Origin of the sequence: Streptomyces sp. NPDC101178 (assembly GCF_044767965.1) — a bacterium.
In the GTDB taxonomy this organism is placed as follows: Bacteria; Actinomycetota; Actinomycetes; order Streptomycetales; family Streptomycetaceae; genus Streptomyces.
Map to the genome: position 1 here is coordinate 264,360 of NZ_JBIWOZ010000007.1, position 16,137 is coordinate 280,496.

At 72.3% G+C, this 16,137-nt stretch carries 12 protein-coding genes; 9 read left to right on the forward strand and 3 right to left on the reverse strand.

What is annotated here, in order from left to right; genetic code table 11:
* Window positions 1-17 precede the first annotated feature (17 nt).
* The 4 genes from ACIRR8_RS21580 to ACIRR8_RS21595 all read left to right on the forward strand — a co-directional run bounded on the left by ACIRR8_RS21580 (window position 18) and on the right by ACIRR8_RS21595 (window position 3,156).
* On the forward strand, window positions 18-164 hold the full coding sequence (locus tag ACIRR8_RS21580; RefSeq protein WP_404067126.1) for a hypothetical protein: 147 nt from the start codon (window positions 18-20) through the stop codon (window positions 162-164).
* A gap of 108 nt (window positions 165-272) precedes the next feature.
* Window positions 273-935 (forward strand): tellurium resistance protein, encoded by a 663-nt coding sequence (locus tag ACIRR8_RS21585; protein WP_404067595.1) that lies wholly within the window; start codon window positions 273-275, stop codon window positions 933-935.
* The gene (locus tag ACIRR8_RS21590; RefSeq protein WP_404067128.1) at window positions 932-1,828 is read left to right on the forward strand and encodes a protein phosphatase 2C domain-containing protein; all 897 of its coding nucleotides are present in this window, start codon (window positions 932-934) and stop codon (window positions 1,826-1,828) included. The genes ACIRR8_RS21585 and ACIRR8_RS21590 overlap by 4 nt, the downstream gene beginning before the upstream one ends.
* On the forward strand, window positions 1,825-3,156 hold the full coding sequence (locus ACIRR8_RS21595) for a protein kinase (protein WP_404067130.1): 1,332 nt from the start codon (window positions 1,825-1,827) through the stop codon (window positions 3,154-3,156). Before ACIRR8_RS21590 ends, ACIRR8_RS21595 begins: the two co-directional genes overlap by 4 nt.
* Window positions 3,157-3,220: 64 nt before the next feature.
* Here the strand turns inward: ACIRR8_RS21595 and ACIRR8_RS21600 are convergent, their stop codons facing one another.
* The 3 genes from ACIRR8_RS21600 to ACIRR8_RS21610 are packed head-to-tail and all read right to left on the reverse strand — an operon-like array spanning window position 3,221 to window position 5,872.
* Window positions 3,221-4,006, reverse strand: a complete 786-nt coding sequence (locus ACIRR8_RS21600) for an inositol monophosphatase family protein (RefSeq protein WP_404067133.1) — start codon at window positions 4,004-4,006, stop codon at window positions 3,221-3,223.
* A gap of 1 nt (window position 4,007) precedes the next feature.
* Window positions 4,008-4,337: a hypothetical protein gene (locus ACIRR8_RS21605; protein WP_404067136.1), complete on the reverse strand. Its 330-nt coding sequence runs from the start codon at window positions 4,335-4,337 to the stop codon at window positions 4,008-4,010.
* A gap of 56 nt (window positions 4,338-4,393) precedes the next feature.
* Window positions 4,394-5,872, reverse strand: coding sequence for a hypothetical protein (locus ACIRR8_RS21610; RefSeq protein WP_404067138.1), 1,479 nt, complete (start codon window positions 5,870-5,872; stop codon window positions 4,394-4,396).
* A 243-nt stretch (window positions 5,873-6,115) separates the two neighbouring features.
* Here ACIRR8_RS21610 and ACIRR8_RS21615 point away from each other — a divergent pair, with 243 nt between their 5' ends.
* The 5 genes from ACIRR8_RS21615 to ACIRR8_RS21635 all read left to right on the forward strand — a co-directional run bounded on the left by ACIRR8_RS21615 (window position 6,116) and on the right by ACIRR8_RS21635 (window position 16,072).
* Window positions 6,116-8,623, forward strand: coding sequence for a GTPase-associated protein 1-related protein (locus ACIRR8_RS21615; protein WP_404067140.1), 2,508 nt, complete (start codon window positions 6,116-6,118; stop codon window positions 8,621-8,623).
* 286 nt (window positions 8,624-8,909) lie between these two features.
* Window positions 8,910-13,082 carry a SpoIIE family protein phosphatase gene (locus ACIRR8_RS21620; RefSeq protein ID WP_404067143.1) on the forward strand — a complete coding sequence of 1,391 codons (4,173 nt, stop codon included), beginning with the start codon at window positions 8,910-8,912 and terminating at the stop codon, window positions 13,080-13,082.
* Window positions 13,082-13,363 carry an STAS domain-containing protein gene (locus ACIRR8_RS21625; protein WP_404067145.1) on the forward strand — a complete coding sequence of 94 codons (282 nt, stop codon included), beginning with the start codon at window positions 13,082-13,084 and terminating at the stop codon, window positions 13,361-13,363. The genes ACIRR8_RS21620 and ACIRR8_RS21625 overlap by 1 nt, the downstream gene beginning before the upstream one ends.
* 76 nt (window positions 13,364-13,439) lie before the next feature.
* The gene (locus ACIRR8_RS21630) at window positions 13,440-13,850 is read left to right on the forward strand and encodes an STAS domain-containing protein (protein WP_404067147.1); all 411 of its coding nucleotides are present in this window, start codon (window positions 13,440-13,442) and stop codon (window positions 13,848-13,850) included.
* Entirely contained in the window at window positions 13,847-16,072 is a 2,226-nt protein-coding gene (locus tag ACIRR8_RS21635; protein ID WP_404067151.1) for a SpoIIE family protein phosphatase, read from the forward strand. The genes ACIRR8_RS21630 and ACIRR8_RS21635 overlap by 4 nt, the downstream gene beginning before the upstream one ends.
* Window positions 16,073-16,137 lie beyond the last annotated feature (65 nt).

The window sequence follows — 16,137 nt, forward strand, 5'->3', positions numbered from 1 at the left end:
AGGGACGGTCCACGCCCATGCCGGTCGTCACACCGAACGTCGCGCGAGGACGTCGGCTGCTCCTCACACTGTTCGTCATCGCCTCCGTCCTGGTCCTCGGCGGGCTCCTGGCCTGGGGGCTGGAGTTCCTGGGCGAGCAGGTGACCGGATGGCTGAGCGAGTGACGGCGGCCCCCGCCTTCCCGACCGGCGGCTTCCGTTTTCCCCAACCCCACGACGGATCACACACCATGACAAGGAGGGCTTCGAGTGAGTGACATTCCCGGCGGTCCCATGGCGAACCGGCCGGTCCACTTCATCTGGCTGCTGGACTGCTCCTACTCCATGCAGGGCGAGAAGATCGGACAGCTCAACTACGCGATCCGGGAGGCGATTCCGGAGATGCGGTCGGTGGCCCACGACAATCCGGCCGCCCAACTCCTGCTGCGTACCATGACGTTCTCCACGGAGGCACGCTGGCACCACAAGGACCCGGTGCCGGTGGACGACTTCACCTGGCAGGACGTCCAGGTCGACGGCATGACCAACCTGGGCGAGGCGCTGGAGGTGGTCTCCCGTGAGTTCCAGACTCCGCCGATGCCGCAGCGGGCCCTGAAGCCGGTGCTGGCGCTGGTCTCCGACGGGGTGCCGACCGACGACTGGAAGACCGGTCTGCGCGCGCTGGACGCCACGCCGTGGGGCAGGAAGGCGGTGCGGGTGGCCATCGCGATCGGCGCGGACGCGGACCGCGGTGTGCTCCAGGAGTTCCTGGGCAACCCGGAGCTGCAGCCGCTGGACGCCAACAGCCCGAAGCAGCTGGCGGCGGCGATCCGCTGGGCCTCGACGGCCGCGGTCAAGGCGGCGTCGCAGCCGGTGGCCTCCCCTTCCGACACGACGCTCAAGCAACCGCCCTATGCGCCGCCGCAGTTGGACGACGACGATGACGACGTCTGGTGAGCGCACCTGAGCGGCCACTGTGGGAGACCCTCGAACACAGCGTGCGGGGAGTCAACAAGCAGATCAACCAGGACTGGTACGTCAGCGAGGGATCCGGCTCCACGGGCGATCCGCTGGTCCTCGCGGTGGCGGACGGCCATGGCTCGGCGGCGCACGCCCGCAGCCATATCGGTGCGCGGTGCGCGGTCGACCTGTTCGCCGCCCAGGCCCGCACGTTCGCCGAACTGGCGCGCTCCGAGGGCCCGGACGGCACGCACAGCCTGAGCTGGCTGATGAACTACGCACGCAATGAGCTGCCCCGGCAGCTGGTGGCCGCCTGGCAGGAGAGCGTGCTCTCCCACTGGGACCGCCACCCGGACACGGCCGACCCCGCGGCCGAGCCGCCCAACAAGGGCCAGAAGCTGCTGCTGTACGGGGCGACACTGGTCGGTGCGGTGCTCACCCCGCAGGTCTTCGCGGCCTGGCAGCTGGGCGACGGGGAACTGACGGTGATCGGGGCCGACGGGACGGTCGCGCTGCCGCTGGCCCCGGTGGAGGCGGATCTCGGCGACGAGACGGAGTCCCTCTGCAGCCGGCATGCCTGGAAGATGATCCGGGTGCACTGGGCGCCGGTCGTCGCGCGGGAGCGCACCCCGCGGCTGGTGGCCCTGTCCACCGACGGCCTCTCCAAGAGCTTCGCCTCGGACGAGGGGTTCGCGCAGTTCATGACCGGTCTCGACCAGCGGCTCGCGAAGGCCGGCGGTCCCGACGACGTACGCGACGCCCTGCCCGGGTGGCTGGCCGAGGCGGCCCGCTACTCCGGGGATGACACGACCCTGGTCGCCGCCCGGCGGCCCGGACCCGACGCGGCGGACCACGGCCCCGCGGCAGACCAACCACGGAGTGACGCATGACCGGCATGCTCGACGGAGGAACGCTCCTCACCGCCGACGACGGGGAGTCCGTCCGCGTCATCGACATGCTCGGCGCCGGTGGCCAGGGGGAGGTGTACCGGGTGGCGACCGCGTCCGGCGAGCGCGCCCTGAAGTGGTACTACCCCTCCTGTGCGACGCCCGAGCAGGACGCGATCGTACGGGAGTTGGTGGCCCGGGACTTCGACGACGACCGCTTCCTGTGGCCGACGGCGTACGTACCGTCGGGCACCGGCGCGTTCGGCTATCTGATGGACCTGCGGCCGGACCGGTTCAAAGGGCTGCCCGACCTCTTCCGCCGCAGGCTGCGCACCACGCCGCGCGCCCTGCTGACCGCCGCGCTCTACACGGTGGAGGCCTACCAGGCGCTCCACTCGCGCGGGATCGCCTACCGGGACATCTCCTGGGGCAACATCTTCTTCGATCCGGCCGGCGGTGACGTCCTGGTCTGCGACAACGACAACGCGGTGGTCGAGGGCGACAGCACCGGCATCTCGGGGACCATGGAGTTCATGGCGCCGGAGCTGGTGCGCGGCGACACAGGCGCAAGGCCCGGCACGCAGACGGACCTCCACTCGCTCTCCGTCCTGCTGTTCATGCTCCTGATGAACCATCACCCACTGAAGGGAAAGCGGGAGTTGGAGATCCACTGCCTGGACGAGGCGGCGGAGAAGCGGCTGTACGGGAAGCAGCCGCTGTTCGTCTTCGATCCGGCCGATCCGGCGAACGCTCCCGACCCGGTGGAGCAGTCCACCGTCCTGCAGACGTGGGCGGTGGCCCCTCCGGCACTCCAGGACCTGTTCACGCACAACTTCACCGTGGGCCTGCACCAGCCCACGGCCCGGGTGCGGGAGTCGCAGTGGCGGGACGCGCTGCGGTCGGTCCTGGACGCCGTCGTGGAGTGCGCCGACTGCGGCCGCCAGAACATGACGCAGCCCGGCGCGACCACGGCGGGCACCTGCTGGTCCTGCGGCAGCGCCCTGATCCTGCCGCCCCGCCTGAGCATCCTCACGCCGCTGCCGCGCTCCGAGCGCCACGTGCGGCTGGGCCGGGCCGCCCGGGTGCACGAACACCACCTGGCGCCGGAGCCCTCGCGCCACGACTACAGCGACGCCACGCTGGTGGCGGAGCTGACGGAACACCCGAGCAGGCCGGGCAAGTTCGGGCTGGCGAACCGTTCGTCGACGAGCTGGACCGGGACGCGATCCGACGGCACCTCGCAGGAGATCGCCCCGGGCCAGACGGTCCCGCTCCGCGCGGGCCTGCGGCTGGACCTCGGCGGAGCGCAGGCGTCGGTCCACGCCAAGTAGCGCCGGGACCACCGGACTTCATTCGGCACGGATCATCGACAAGTAGCGCCGGGGCGAAGGGAGTTCATCCGCCGCGGATCATCGACATCAGCAGCCCGTGCGTCTCCTCGTCGGCGGCGGCCACCAGCCCGTGGCCCTCGCCGACCGGGGCGCCGTCGATCCCGGTGACCACGCACCCCGCCGCCCGGCACAGCGCGATACCGGCGGCGAAGTGCACGCTCCCGGAGAGATCGCCGCCGTCGGTGACGTACGCGGCGCGCTTCCCGGCCGCGACCCAGGCGAGGGCCAGCGTGGTGGAGACGACGCGCGGCCGGAAGTGTTCGGCGAAGCCCGGGTGGGCCAGCAGCTCCACGGCCCGGAACGCCGGCGCGCTCGGGAACGGCGGATCGAGGTTGACGTCCACCAGCCGGGTTGCGGAGGTCGGCGTCAGCGGGACGTCGTCGGTTCCGTCCCGCCGTACGAAGGCGCTCTCGCCGTCGGTGAAGAAGACCTCGCCGCCGAACGGGTCGGCCACCGCCGCCGCCCCGTCGCGCAGGGCCACGTTGACGGCCACCAGCAGGTTGCCGACGGCGTAGTTGAGCGTGCCGCACAGAGGGTCGACGAGCCACTGGCGTACGGCCTCGGCAGGACCGGCCCCCTGCTGCCCGCCCTCCTCTCCCAGCACCGCGTCAGCGGGCCGGGCGGCGCGGAGGACGCCGAGGATCGCCTGCTCTGCCTCCACGTCGGCGGCGGTGGCGAAGTCCCCGGCGCCCTTGTCGATGCGGTCAAGCCGCCGGCCGTACAGGGTGCGGACCACGAGGGCACCGGCCCGCGCCCCGGCCGTCGCGACGTCGACATCGGTGGGTGTCATCTCAGAGCCCGACCAGCCGGCCGATCTCCTGGGCCAGCGCGATCCCGCCGCTGCCCGCCGCGAGCCCCACCGTCAGCGTCTCCAGCGCCTGCCGGATCCGCCCCTGGTCGGCGGGGCGGCCTTCCTCCCCCGCCCGGACCAGCTCGCCCCGCACGATCTCGGCCTGCGCCGCGAGCTCCGGCCGCGCGGCCTCCTGGCGGACGAGCTGGACGAGGTCGGTGGCGAGCCGCAGCGCCTCGGCCGGAGGTGTGCCGTAGGTGACCTCGATCTTTCCGTGGTCGCCGAAGTTGCTCGGGCCGGAGATGTCGCCGTGGAAGTTGTACGTGCTCATGTCTCTCCTGGTGGTCGGTGGTGCGGGCTCACGGGGTGGGGCTCAGGGCGTCGGACTCAGGGCGTGGGGCCCGCGGCCGCCGGGGCCTGGGCGCCCGGCCCGTAGGCGGCGGAGATCTGTCCGTTGTTGCCGATGTTGGCCGGTCCGGTGATGTCGCCGGAGATGTTGTAGGTCTGGGTGTTGATGACCTGCTGGGCCTGGTCGAAGGAGCTGGTGTCCACGTTGTGGGCCTTCAGGAACCGCTCGGTGGCGATGAGCACGCCCTGCTGGAGCCGGTGCAGGAAGTCCTGCGAGTCGGTGCGCTCGGAGTGCCCCAACTGGTCCCAGGAGGCGACCCGTTCGCGCAGGCTGTCCGTGGCGCCGTAGTCGTACAGCGCGTGCTTCTTGGTGATCTCCCTGCGCGCCTTCTCCAGTTCGCGGGCGCGCCGCTTGCGCTCGGCGTTGCGGCGCCCGTTCCGTCCAGGTGCGCCGGTCAGGCCCGACCAGGTGTGCGAGGTGGCGAACCGGACCAGGCTCCACCGGCGTTCCCAGCCGCCGCGCGGGATGTAGTCGGCGCCGTAGTAGCGGGCGTGCAGCGGCGGGATGCCGTAGGCCGCGACCTCCCAGGAGAGGCTGGGGTGCTGGAGCCGGGCGCGCAGGTGCATGGAGACGATGACCCGGCCGCCCTCTCCGACCCGCTCCAGGCTGAGGTAGGTCCGCATGCCCGCGCCGGGCTTGAGCAGCCCCGCCTTGACGAGCGGCGGCGGGATCTCGCTGTTGGGCGGCCGCAGCCGGTCGGGCAGCACCTCGTCGCCGAGGTGGAGGACCTGGAGGCCGAGCACGTAGAGCCGGTTCTGCGCCCGGAGCCCCTCGAGACCGGCGAGGTTGCCCAACTCCCGCGCCAGGTAGGTGTGGAGGTCGACGGCGTCGAAGGGAATCAGGGTCGCCTTGCCGCCGCCGGGCGCGTCGGCGGGGCGGCTGATGTCGATCGGCTGCCAGACCGTCTCTTTGATCTTGTCGCCGCTGCCGACGAACGGATTGCGCCGCTCGGCGCTCTGCGTGTACGGCACCATGTTCGGGCGCCGCCGTCCGCGCAGCCGCGCTTCGGCCTCGCCGGTGACCTCGGGGGCCAGGTCCTGCGGGCGCGCGGTGTTGTAGCGCGCTTCGAGGGCGTCGGCGCGCGCCTGGGATTCGGCCCGGTGCACCAGCCACCAGGCGCATCCGAGGACGAGCAGCCCCACGAGGACGGCCGCTTCCGCCAGGCCGGGTGCGCCGCTCACCAGGCCGCCGATCACGGTGAGCACGGCGAGCCACCACACCGCGCAGAGCCAGGCCAGCCCGCGGTCACGGAGGTCCGTGCGCCCGGTCGCGCGGTGCGCGTGGCGGGCCAGCGCCAGCAGGTTCACACCGAGCGGCAGACCCATCGCGGTGAGGCGGTCGCCCAGGAGTTCCCGGTGCGCGTACCGGGCGAACGCGTCGTCCAGATGGACCGAGGAGCAGAGCAGTCTGGTGGTCGCGTCCTTGTCGTACATCGGCAGATTCGGCACATGCCGCATCGCTTCCCCCCTTCCGGTACGCCCGGGCCGGCGCACCCGCCCACAGTCTTCTACACAACGGCCTCCCGCACGTCGTGGATCGGTCCTGAGGCCAGCGCCTGACGCAGCATAGGGACACCGCCTCCGTCCTTGATAACGTCGCCCCCGCGGCCGTGGACTCCTCCCCCGACCCGGTCGCGTGTGGGTGGAGCGGGGACCCGGGCGCGGCAGGACGAAGAGGGCCGACGATTGAGCCTTGCACAGGTGCACCACATATCCGCCGCGCCGGGTGACGAGGAGACGGCGGGCCGGTTCACGGCCGTCGGGCCGGGGGTGTCGGCGGCGCTGCTCGCCGAGGTGGAACCGCTGCTCGGATACACGCTCCCCGACGGCGCCTCGACCCGGCCCACCGCCGCAGAACTCCGCGCGCTCCCCCAGGCGTTCACGTACGCGGTCCTGTCCGACGGCAGCCGTGTGGTCGGCCGTACGGCTCCGGCGCGCGGCGACGGTACGGCACCGGTCCGGTTCCACACGCACGCGGTGCACCTGCCTCCGGGCGTGCCGCTGCCGGGCGACCGGCTGCCGGTGGAGGCGTGGCGGTCGCCGCACTGGGCCGCCACGACGCCGGTCGGCGGCGCGCAGCCCGACCCGCTCGCCATGGTGCCGCCGGGTCCCGCGCCGGTACGGGAGGGGCTCGACGACTTCGCCGTGTCGCGCGGCCCCTGGCTGGCGGCGGTCCTCGCCGATCTGCGCCGGGCGAGCGAGGAGAAGGCTCCGGCGGCCGGCGGGCCGGTGGTGCTGGTGGAGCGGCAGAGCGCGGATGTGGCGCGCTGGCTGGGGCTGGCGGCGGTGACGCTGCCGAGGGAGAGCGTGGAGCGGCTGACGTTCACCACGTACACGCGGGCGCCGGGGAGTTCGCCGCTGCGTGTGGTGGGAGCGCCTCCCGAGGACGCGGCGGCGGCGCGGGAGGCGGGGCTTCGGGTCCATGTCTGCGCGGACCGGCCGCCGGTGGACGCCTGGGGCGACGCGTGGGCCCGGACCGCGGCCCGGGTGTGGCGGAGCCGGGCGCCGGAGCTGTTCCAGGAGGCGCGCGAGCTGCCCGGGGACCCTTTCGCCGCCGGGCCGTTGGCGGTGATGGCACTGTGCGCCGGGGTGGCGCTGGGGCCCGACGAGCGTGCGGAGGCGGCCGGTTGGGCGGCGGAGCGGCCGTACGCCCTGGACGCGAAGCGGATCGGCCAGTTGGTGGAGGCGCTGACGTCACCGGGGATCGACGACCGTACGGGATCCGAATTCGACGCGGTGGGGCGGCTGTTCGGGGCCCTGGACGGGAGGTGCCCGGCCTCGGTCACGGCACCGCTGGCCGCGATGCTGGTGACGGAGGCGGTGCGGGGCGGCAACGGTTCACTGGAGCTGCCGCGCCGGGACGCGTTCACGGGCCCGGAGGGCGAGGCGATCGCCAAGGTGCTGGGCCCGGAGATCCTGGCGGAGCTGGAGAGCGGTGCGGGCGGCCGGAGGCCGGTGGCACGCACCGTACAACTGCTGCGCGTGGCGAGGCTGTTGGGCGTGAACGGTACGGAGTCGCTGCCGGGGGTCGTGGCCGGGCTGGCACCGGCGCTGCTGGCGGAGGCGGACGGGACCGAAGGGACGCCCGTCTTCGCACCCGCGTCCCAGGCAAAGGCCGACGCATCGGCGCAGGCGCCCGCCTTCGCGCCGGCGCTCCTGGAGCTGCTGGACGAGCAGTTCGACGTACGGACGGCGTTGCTCGGCGCGCTGGACCGGATCGCGCCGGACGATCCGGCGGCGGTGGCCCGGTTCCTGGAGCGGGTCGCGCTGCCGTTCACCGGGACGCAGGCGCTGCCGCACCTGCGGATGTGCGCCGAGGCGCCGAGGGCGATGACGACGCTGGGCCGGGACCGGGCGGGGATCTGGCACCGCGTGCTGAGGGCGGCCGGCCTCTCCCCGTTCGCCGAGCCATTGGTGCTGCGTACGGCGGTGGGCCTGGTCTGGGAGGACCGGCCGCCGACGGTCGAGGAGGCCCGGCTGCTCCTGGAGGCGGCGACCTCGGACGCGCACCGGGCGGCGGGGACGTGGGCCCGCCTGGTCGACGCGGCACTCGGCGCACCGGCGGACGGGCCGGCGGGCGACCGGGGAGGCGCGGGCGGCACGGACGCGACCGCGCTCGCCCACGACCTGCTGCGGGCCTTCCCGCAGGAGATCGGCGGCCGGGAGCGGGCCGCGCTCCAGCTCCTCGAACTCTGCCGCGACCTGCGCTCGGGCGCACCGGAGCCCGGCTGGACGGAGCAGGTCCGCACCCTGCGGGACCGGGCCGCGCCACTGGAACCAGCCCTCCGGGAAGTGGCGTTCGCGGCCCTCGCCGAACGCCTCCTGGCCCCGGACCGCCCGGGCGCGGAGCTGTACGCCTTCGTCCGCAGCGACGACACCGACCTGATCGCCGCGTACGACCGCGCGGCCCGCGCCGAGCCGACCCGCACCCGCCTGCGCACCCACCCCGCCTATGCGGCCGACTGCTTCACCCACTGGACCGCCCACCCCCACGCGGGCACCGCCTGGACGACCACGGCCGCCGCCCTCCTGGAGGAGGTGCTGCGCCCGGCGGTGCGCGGGATGACGGCGGAGGCCGTGGCGGAGGTGGAGGAGACGGTGGGCCGGACGGGCAGCAGCGGCCGGGCGAACGCCTTCCGCGACTGGAACAGGTCGCGGGGGCTGGGCCGGCTGGGGCGGCGGATCGCGGGGCGGGTGCGGCGGGGCTGACCGGGTCCGCCGGTCCCGGCCGCGCGCATCGCCCCCGCATACGTTCCGCTCTGCGATCGGCGCCGCCGCCGTACGGACTGCCGCCGGGTGCTGCCTTCCGTGGCGTCCGTACCGGGCGCGGTTGTCTTATCCTACGTATTGCGCCGGCGGATCTTCGGGCGGTGGGAGAGCTTCTCGTGTTCTCCGCGGGGTAGAGGGTTGGGTGTTTGCCGGTCGGCGGCGCTGTGGAGCAGCCTCGGGCGGTACTTCGTACGAAGAGGCTGAGGCCAGTGAAGGGGTGTCTGCTGTGACGCGCTCGGAGGACGGTGAGCTCACCACTCCCTCGGCTGCGATGGACGAGGTGTTCACAGCCGACCGGAACATCGGCCGGGAACTGGCCAAGGTGGACTGGTCGGCGACGCCGCTGGGAGAGCCTGAGGAGTGGCCGCAGAGTCTGCGGACGGCCGTGAGCATCCTGTTGTCGTCGAAGTTCGCCATGTGGATGGCGTGGGGACCGGAGCTGACGTTCTTCTGCAACGAGGCCTACCGGCGCGACTCCCTGGGCCAGAAGTACCCCTGGGCACTGGGCCGGCCCTTCGCCACGGTGTGGTCGGAGATCTGGGACGACATCGCTCCTCGGATCGACACCGTTCTGAACAGCGGTGAGGCCACCTGGGACGAGGGACTGATGCTGTTCGTGGAGCGCTCCGGCTACACCGAGGAGAGCTACCACACCTTCTCCTACAGTCCCCTGCGCGATGACGGCGGCGCTGTGGTCGGCCTGCTGTGCGTGGTCAGCGAGGACACCAAGCGGGTCATCGGCGACCGCCGGATGGCGACCCTGCGCGACCTGGGCTCCGACCCCAGCGTCATCCGCACCGAGCAGGAGATGCTCGGCTTCGCCGGGAGGCAGCTGAGTCGCAATCCGTACGATCTGCCCTTCACCCTGACCTATCTGTTCCAGGACGACGGCAGTGCCCGTCGCGCCTCGGTGACCGGGATCGGGCCGGCTCATCCGGCCGCGCCGGAGATCCTTCCCCCGGGCTCCGTCCCGCTCTGGCCCTTCGACGTACCGGCTCGGGGGGATTCCGTGCTGGTGCCCCTGGACGGCGAGGCGTTCACGGACCTGCCGACCGGGGCCTGGGAGAAGGCGCCGGCCCAGGCCATGGTCGTGCCCCTGCTGCAACAGGGTGGAGCGCCCTACGGATTCATGGTGGCGGGCCTGAACCGTTTCTGTGCCCTGGACGAGGACTACCAGGGCTTCTTGGAACTGGTCGCCGGACACATGGCCGCCGGCGTCGCGAGCGCCCGCAGCTACCAGGCCCAGCAGCGCCGTGCCGAGGAGCTCGCGGAGCTCGACCGGGCCAAGACGACGTTCTTCTCCAACATCAGCCACGAGTTCCGCACCCCGCTGACCTTGATCATGGGGCCGGTCCAGGAACTGCGGGAGCAGCTCGCGGACGCGGAGCCGCGGGTGCGCGAGGAACTGGAGGCCGTCCACCGCAACGGTCTGCGGATGGGCAAGCTCGTCAACACGCTGCTGGACTTCTCCCGCATCGAGGCGGGCCGGATGCAGGCGAGCTACGAGCCGGTCGACCTGGCCACGGTCACCGGCGCGCTGGCCAGTGTCTTCCGTTCCGCCGTCGAGAACGCCGGCCTGGACTTCCGCGTCGAGTGCGAAACCCTGCCCGAGCCGGTGTACGTCGATCGCGGTATGTGGGAGAAGGTGGTCCTCAACCTGCTCAGCAACGCGCTGAAGTTCACCTTCGAGGGCTCGATCCGGGTGGGCGTGGGCGTCCAGGACGACGAGGCCGTGGTGCGGATCACGGACACCGGGATCGGTGTGGCGGCCGAGGAGATGCCCCGGCTGTTCGAGCGGTTCCACCGCATCGAGAACGCCCGCTCCCGCTCCAACGAGGGCAGCGGCATCGGCCTGGCGCTGGTGAAGGAACTGGTCGGCCTGCACGGCGGTCTCATCACAGCCGCCTCCGTTGAAGGTGAGGGCACCAGCTTCACCATCCGGCTGCCGTTCGGCTCAGCCCACCTGCCGGCCGACGCCGTCCGTACCCCCGGGGGCGACGACGTCACCTCTCCCGGTGGCGCCGCCCCCTTCGTCCAGGAGGCCCTGCGCTGGCTGCCGGGCGGGCAGACCGGCGAACCGGCCGGCGAACCGCACAGCGGGCCGCAGACGGCCGGCGAGGCTCCCGTGCCCCGCCTGTCGGCTCAGGCGCGGGTACTGATCGCCGACGACAACGCCGACATGCGCGAGTACCTCACCCGGCTGCTGCGCGACGCCGGATACCAGGTCGACGCGGTCGTCGACGGACAGCAGGCCCTCGAAGCCGTTCGCGCGGACGCCCCCGATCTCGTGGTCAGCGACGTCATGATGCCCCGCCTGAACGGCCTGTCCCTGGTGCGAGCGCTGCGCAACGACTCGCGTACCGCCTCGGTGCCGGTGGTACTGCTGTCCGCCCGCGCCGGGCAGGAGGCGTCCATCGAGGGTCTGCAGGCGGGCGCGGACGACTACCTCGTCAAACCGTTCGCCGCCGCCGAACTCCTGGCCCGCGTCGAGGCCAACGTGAAACTGGCCCGGCTGCGCAACCACCACGCCCGGTGGCGTACCGCCCTGATCGACTCGCTCCAGGAGGCGTTCTTCGTCTGTGCCGAGGACGGCGCGGTCATCGAGATCAACACCTCCTTCACCAGCATCCTCGGGTACGGCCCCGAAGGCCTGCCGTACCAGCCGGTGCACCCCTGGTGGCCGGATGGAGCCACCGACCCCGAAGCCCACCGCCTGGTTGCCGAGGCCTTCGCCACACTGACCGGCCAGGAACGCGGTAGCTACACCATTCCCGTCACCCACCGCGACGGACATCGCCTGTGGGTGACGGCCACGTTCAACCAGGTCCAGGACCCCGACACCGGCCGTACGGTGATCGTCGGAACCTTCCGCGACGTGAGCGCCGAGCACTACGCCATCCAGCGCGAAACCGCCCTGGCCGCTCTGAGCACCCGTCTGTCCCAGGCCCCCAGCCTGGCCGAGGCCCTCGAAGGCTCTCTTGAGGAGCTGAAGAAGCTGTGGCACGCCGAACACGTGACGGCCGTGGTCTTCGGTCCCCGTGACGAGCCTGTCCTCACCGGCACCGGCACCGGCCTCGTCTGGCAGGATCTGCCCGCCGAACGCCGCCGGACGCTCACCGCTCTGCGTGACCAGCCGGCGCTCACCGTCGTTCCGGGCCAGGGCGGGGCCACCGTCGTCCTGGAACACCCGCAAGGCAGCCTGGCCCTGTGGATCGCCCTGGGCGAGCGGCGCCCCTTCACCGGCGAGGACCAGCTCCTGCTGTCCCTGCTGGCCGGCCGCCTGGCCCAGGGCCTGGCCCGCGCTCACCAGATCGACCAGCAACGCGAGACCGCCATCGCGCTGCAGCGGGCCATTCTCGGCCCGTCCCAGCTCCCGGACGGCTTCGCCGTCCGCTACGAGCCCGCCACCCGCCCCCTGGAGGTCGGCGGCGACTGGTACGACACCGTCGCCCTGCCCGACGGTCGCATCGGCATCGTCGTGGGCGACTGCGTCGGCCGCGGCCTGCAGGCCGCCTCCGTGATGGGGCAGCTGCGCAGCGCCTGCCGCGCCCTGCTGCTCCAGGACGCCGGTCCCGCCCGGGCGCTCATGGCCCTGGACCAGTTCGCCGTCGGGGTCCCCGGCGCGATGTGCACCACCGTCTTCTGCGGAGTTCTCGACCCCCGGACCGGGCAGCTCACCTACTCCAGCGCGGGGCACCCCCCTGGCATTCTCGTCCGACCCGACGGCATCACCAGGCTTCTGGAAGACGGACGTTCCCTGCCCCTGGCCGTACGGCCCGACCGGCCGCGCCCCGAAGGCAGCTGCACCATCTCCGCCCGTTCCACGCTGCTGCTGTACACCGACGGGCTGGTCGAACGCCGCCGCCGTCCGCTCAGCGCGGGCATCGACCGGGCCGGCGAGGCCCTTCAGGACGGCCGGGACAGCGCGGTCGACGATCTCGCCAGCGAAGTGATGTCCCGGCTGGCTCCCGACGGCGGCTACGACGACGACGTCGCCCTGCTGCTCTACCGTCACCCGGCTCCGCTGGAGATCTCCTTCCCGGCGGAATCAGGCCAGCTCGCTCCCGTCCGGAAAGCTCTGCGCGGCTGGCTCGAACAGTGCGACCTGCCACCGCGCACCGCGCAGAGCGTCCTGGTGGCAGCAGGCGAAGCCTGTGCCAACGCCATCGAACACGGACACCGCGACGCCCCCGGCGACACCGTCTACTTCCGCGCCGAGGCATCCGTCGACAACCTGCGCCTGACCATCGCCGACTCCGGCCGGTGGAAAGTGCCCCAGCCCGAGCGCAACGCCCACCGCGGCCGCGGTATGGGGCTGATGCGTGCCCTGATGCAGCAGGTCACCGTCGTCCAAGGGCCGACCGGTACCACCGTCGACATGCACACGAGGATCGCCTGATGACTACGCCCCTGACCCTCACAGCCAGTCGGCGGCCGGACGGCACCAGCGTGCTGACCGCGGTCGGCGAGATCGACATGAGCAACGCCCAGAGCCTGGCGGCCGCCCTCGACGACGCACCCGGACCCCTCGTCCTGGACCTGAGCGACGTCGAGTACCTCGACAGCGCCGGCCTGAGCGTCCTGTTCCCGCACGCAGAGCGCCTCGAACTCATCGCCGGCCCGGTCCTGGAGCCCGTACTGACCATCTCCGGACTCACCGACCTGACCACACATCACTGAGGACCGCACCGTCCCCGCCGGCAGAGACCGCCCCCTATCCTGGGCGTCACGGAGAACCCATGTGGAGGAAACCGAAGTGTTCACGGTAGAGGTCAGACGGGACACACGAGGAGTGGTGTTCACTCTGCGCGGGGATCTCGACTTCCACAGCGTGGTGCAGCTGTACGAGGCCGGCGAGGAGGAACTGGGCACCGGCGAGGTGACAGGGGCCGTGGTGATCGACTGCGCCCACCTGGCCTACTGCGACTCCACCGGCATCAGCGCCCTGCTGAAGCTGTACCACCAGATGTCCGCGCAGGACGGGGTTCTGTGCCTGGCCTCCGTGACCGACAACCTCAACCGCCTGTTCGAACTGACCGGGCTGAAGCAGATCTTCTGTCTGCACATCGACCCGGAAGAGGCTCTCGACGCCCACCTGCATGTTCCCGGAGCCGTTGCGGCCGGCGCCGACAGCTCGGCGCGGACCGGCACGGAGCACGGCGGATGACGGGCGCACCGGACCAGCAGGCACCCCCGCTTGTCCGGACCGGCCCGGTGCCGGCGGCGCGTACCGCCGCATCCGGCGACGGGGAGGACGATCTACGGTCGTTGTTCGGGCAGTCGATGGCCTTGTTCGCCTCCATGGCCGGGCCGGCTCACCTGCTGGAGGCGGCGAACCCGGCGTTCTTCGCGGCGATCGGCGGAATCGAGCGCACCCGTACCGGCGTGCCGCTGGGGCAGCTCCTGCCGGAACTGGTCGAGCAGGGCTTCATCGCTCTGCTCGACCGTGTCTATCGCACAGGTGAGGCCTATACCGGCCGGGACGCCCGCGTGATGCTGGGCGAGGGAGCGGATGCCCGCGAGGGGTTCTTCGACTTCACCTACGAGCCTCGTCTGGACTCCGGCGGCAACGTCATGGGCGTGCGGATGATCGGGGTGGAGACCACCCAGGTCAAACATGCGCAGCGGCTGACGGCCGAGCACCGGGCCCTGCTGGAGCAGATCGCCCGCCAGGCCCCTCTCTCCGAGGTGCTCGAAGGCATGGCACGGGCGATCGAGGATCTCACTCCTGAGGAAGTGCTGGTATCGGTCCTGCTCGCCGACGCCGACGGCCGACACCTGCGCCACGGCGCCGCACCGAGCCTGCCCGACTTCTACAACCAGGCCATCGACGGTATCGCCACCGGTGAGGGTGTCGGCTCCTGCGGCACCGCCGCTCACCGCCGCCGGCCGGTGATCGTCACCGATATCGCCACCGATCCGTTCTGGGACGACTTCCGCGACCTGGCCGAGAAGGCCGGTGTCGCCGCCTGCTGGTCCACCCCGATCCTGGCCCGCGACGGTTCGCTGCTGGGCACCTTCGCGATGTATCACCGCGTCCCGCGCGTCGCGCGGGAGGCCGACCTCGCCCTCGCCCGGGTCTTCGCCGGCACCGCCGCCCTGGCCATCGAACGCCACCAGGCCGAACAGGCCTACCAGGCGGCCGAAGCCCGCGAGAAGACCGCCCGCGACGACCTGGCCTTCCTTCTGAACGCCAGCACCCTCCTGACCACCGACCTGGACGTCGCCCAGACCCTCAACCGCCTGGCTCAGGCCTGCACCCCGCGCCTGGCACCACTGTGCGCGGTCGATGTCATCGAGGGTGGACGGGTCCGCCGTGTGGCCACCGCCGCCCCCGACCGGTGGCAGCGGGATCTGCTCGCCGGCCACGCCCCTGTCTACGACGACACCGACGACGCCGTCGCACGCGTCCTGGCCTCCGGCGTGACCGAAGTGGCCCGGCGAACCCCCACCGGCCCCGGCCCCTGGCACGACCTGGGCGTCACCGGTTATCTGTGCATCCCCCTGCTCGACCGGGACAGCGTCGTCGGCACCGTGACGCTGCTGTCCACCGACGGGTACACCTTCGACGGACACACCGTCGCCCTGGCCGAGGAGCTCGCCGGACGCGCCGCCCTGGCCGCGCGCAACGCCCGCCAGTACACCCACCGCGCCGTCCTCGCCCGCGATCTGCAGGCAGGGCTCCTCCTGCCTGAACTGCCCTGCGTGCCCGGCACCGAGGTGGCCACCTACTACCACCCCGCCGGTGAGGGACTCGACGTCGGCGGCGACTTCTACGACGTCTTCCCCCTGCCCGACGGCCGGTGGGCGTTCCTGCTCGGCGACGTCTGCGGCCGCGGCGCCATCGCCGCGACCACCACCGCCCTGGTACGCCACACCGCCCGCGCCGTCGCCCCTCTCGTCCCCGGTCCCCAAGAGGTCGTCGAAGCGGTCAACCAGGCCCTGTGCAACCGGCCCGTCGGTCACGGCACCGGATTCGTCACCCTCGTCTACGGCCGGATCACCCCCACCGACGACGGCCTCGACGTCGAACTCGTCCGCGCCGGCCACACCCTCCCTCTCCACCTGGACGCCCATGGCACCGTCCGGGCGGTCGACGCACCGGGCGTCCTGCTGGGCATCGGGCCGCAGACCCACCTCACCGCCCGCACCCTGCGTCTGCGCCCGAACGAGAGCCTGGTGCTCTACACCGACGGCATCACCGAAGCCCGCCGTCACGACAACGAACTCTTCGGCGACCGACGCCTCGCCGACGCTTTGGCGGACGCACCGGCCGGACCCACCGCCCAACAGCTGATCGACACCGTGACCCACGCCGTGCACGCCTTCACCGGAGGCCACGGCATCGACGACGACCAGGCCATCCTCGTCCTGACCGCCACCGGATGACCCTTGCGGCCCGTCAGCCCGCCGGCCCACGGATCCACCCGACCCGCGAAGAGGCGCGCACCACC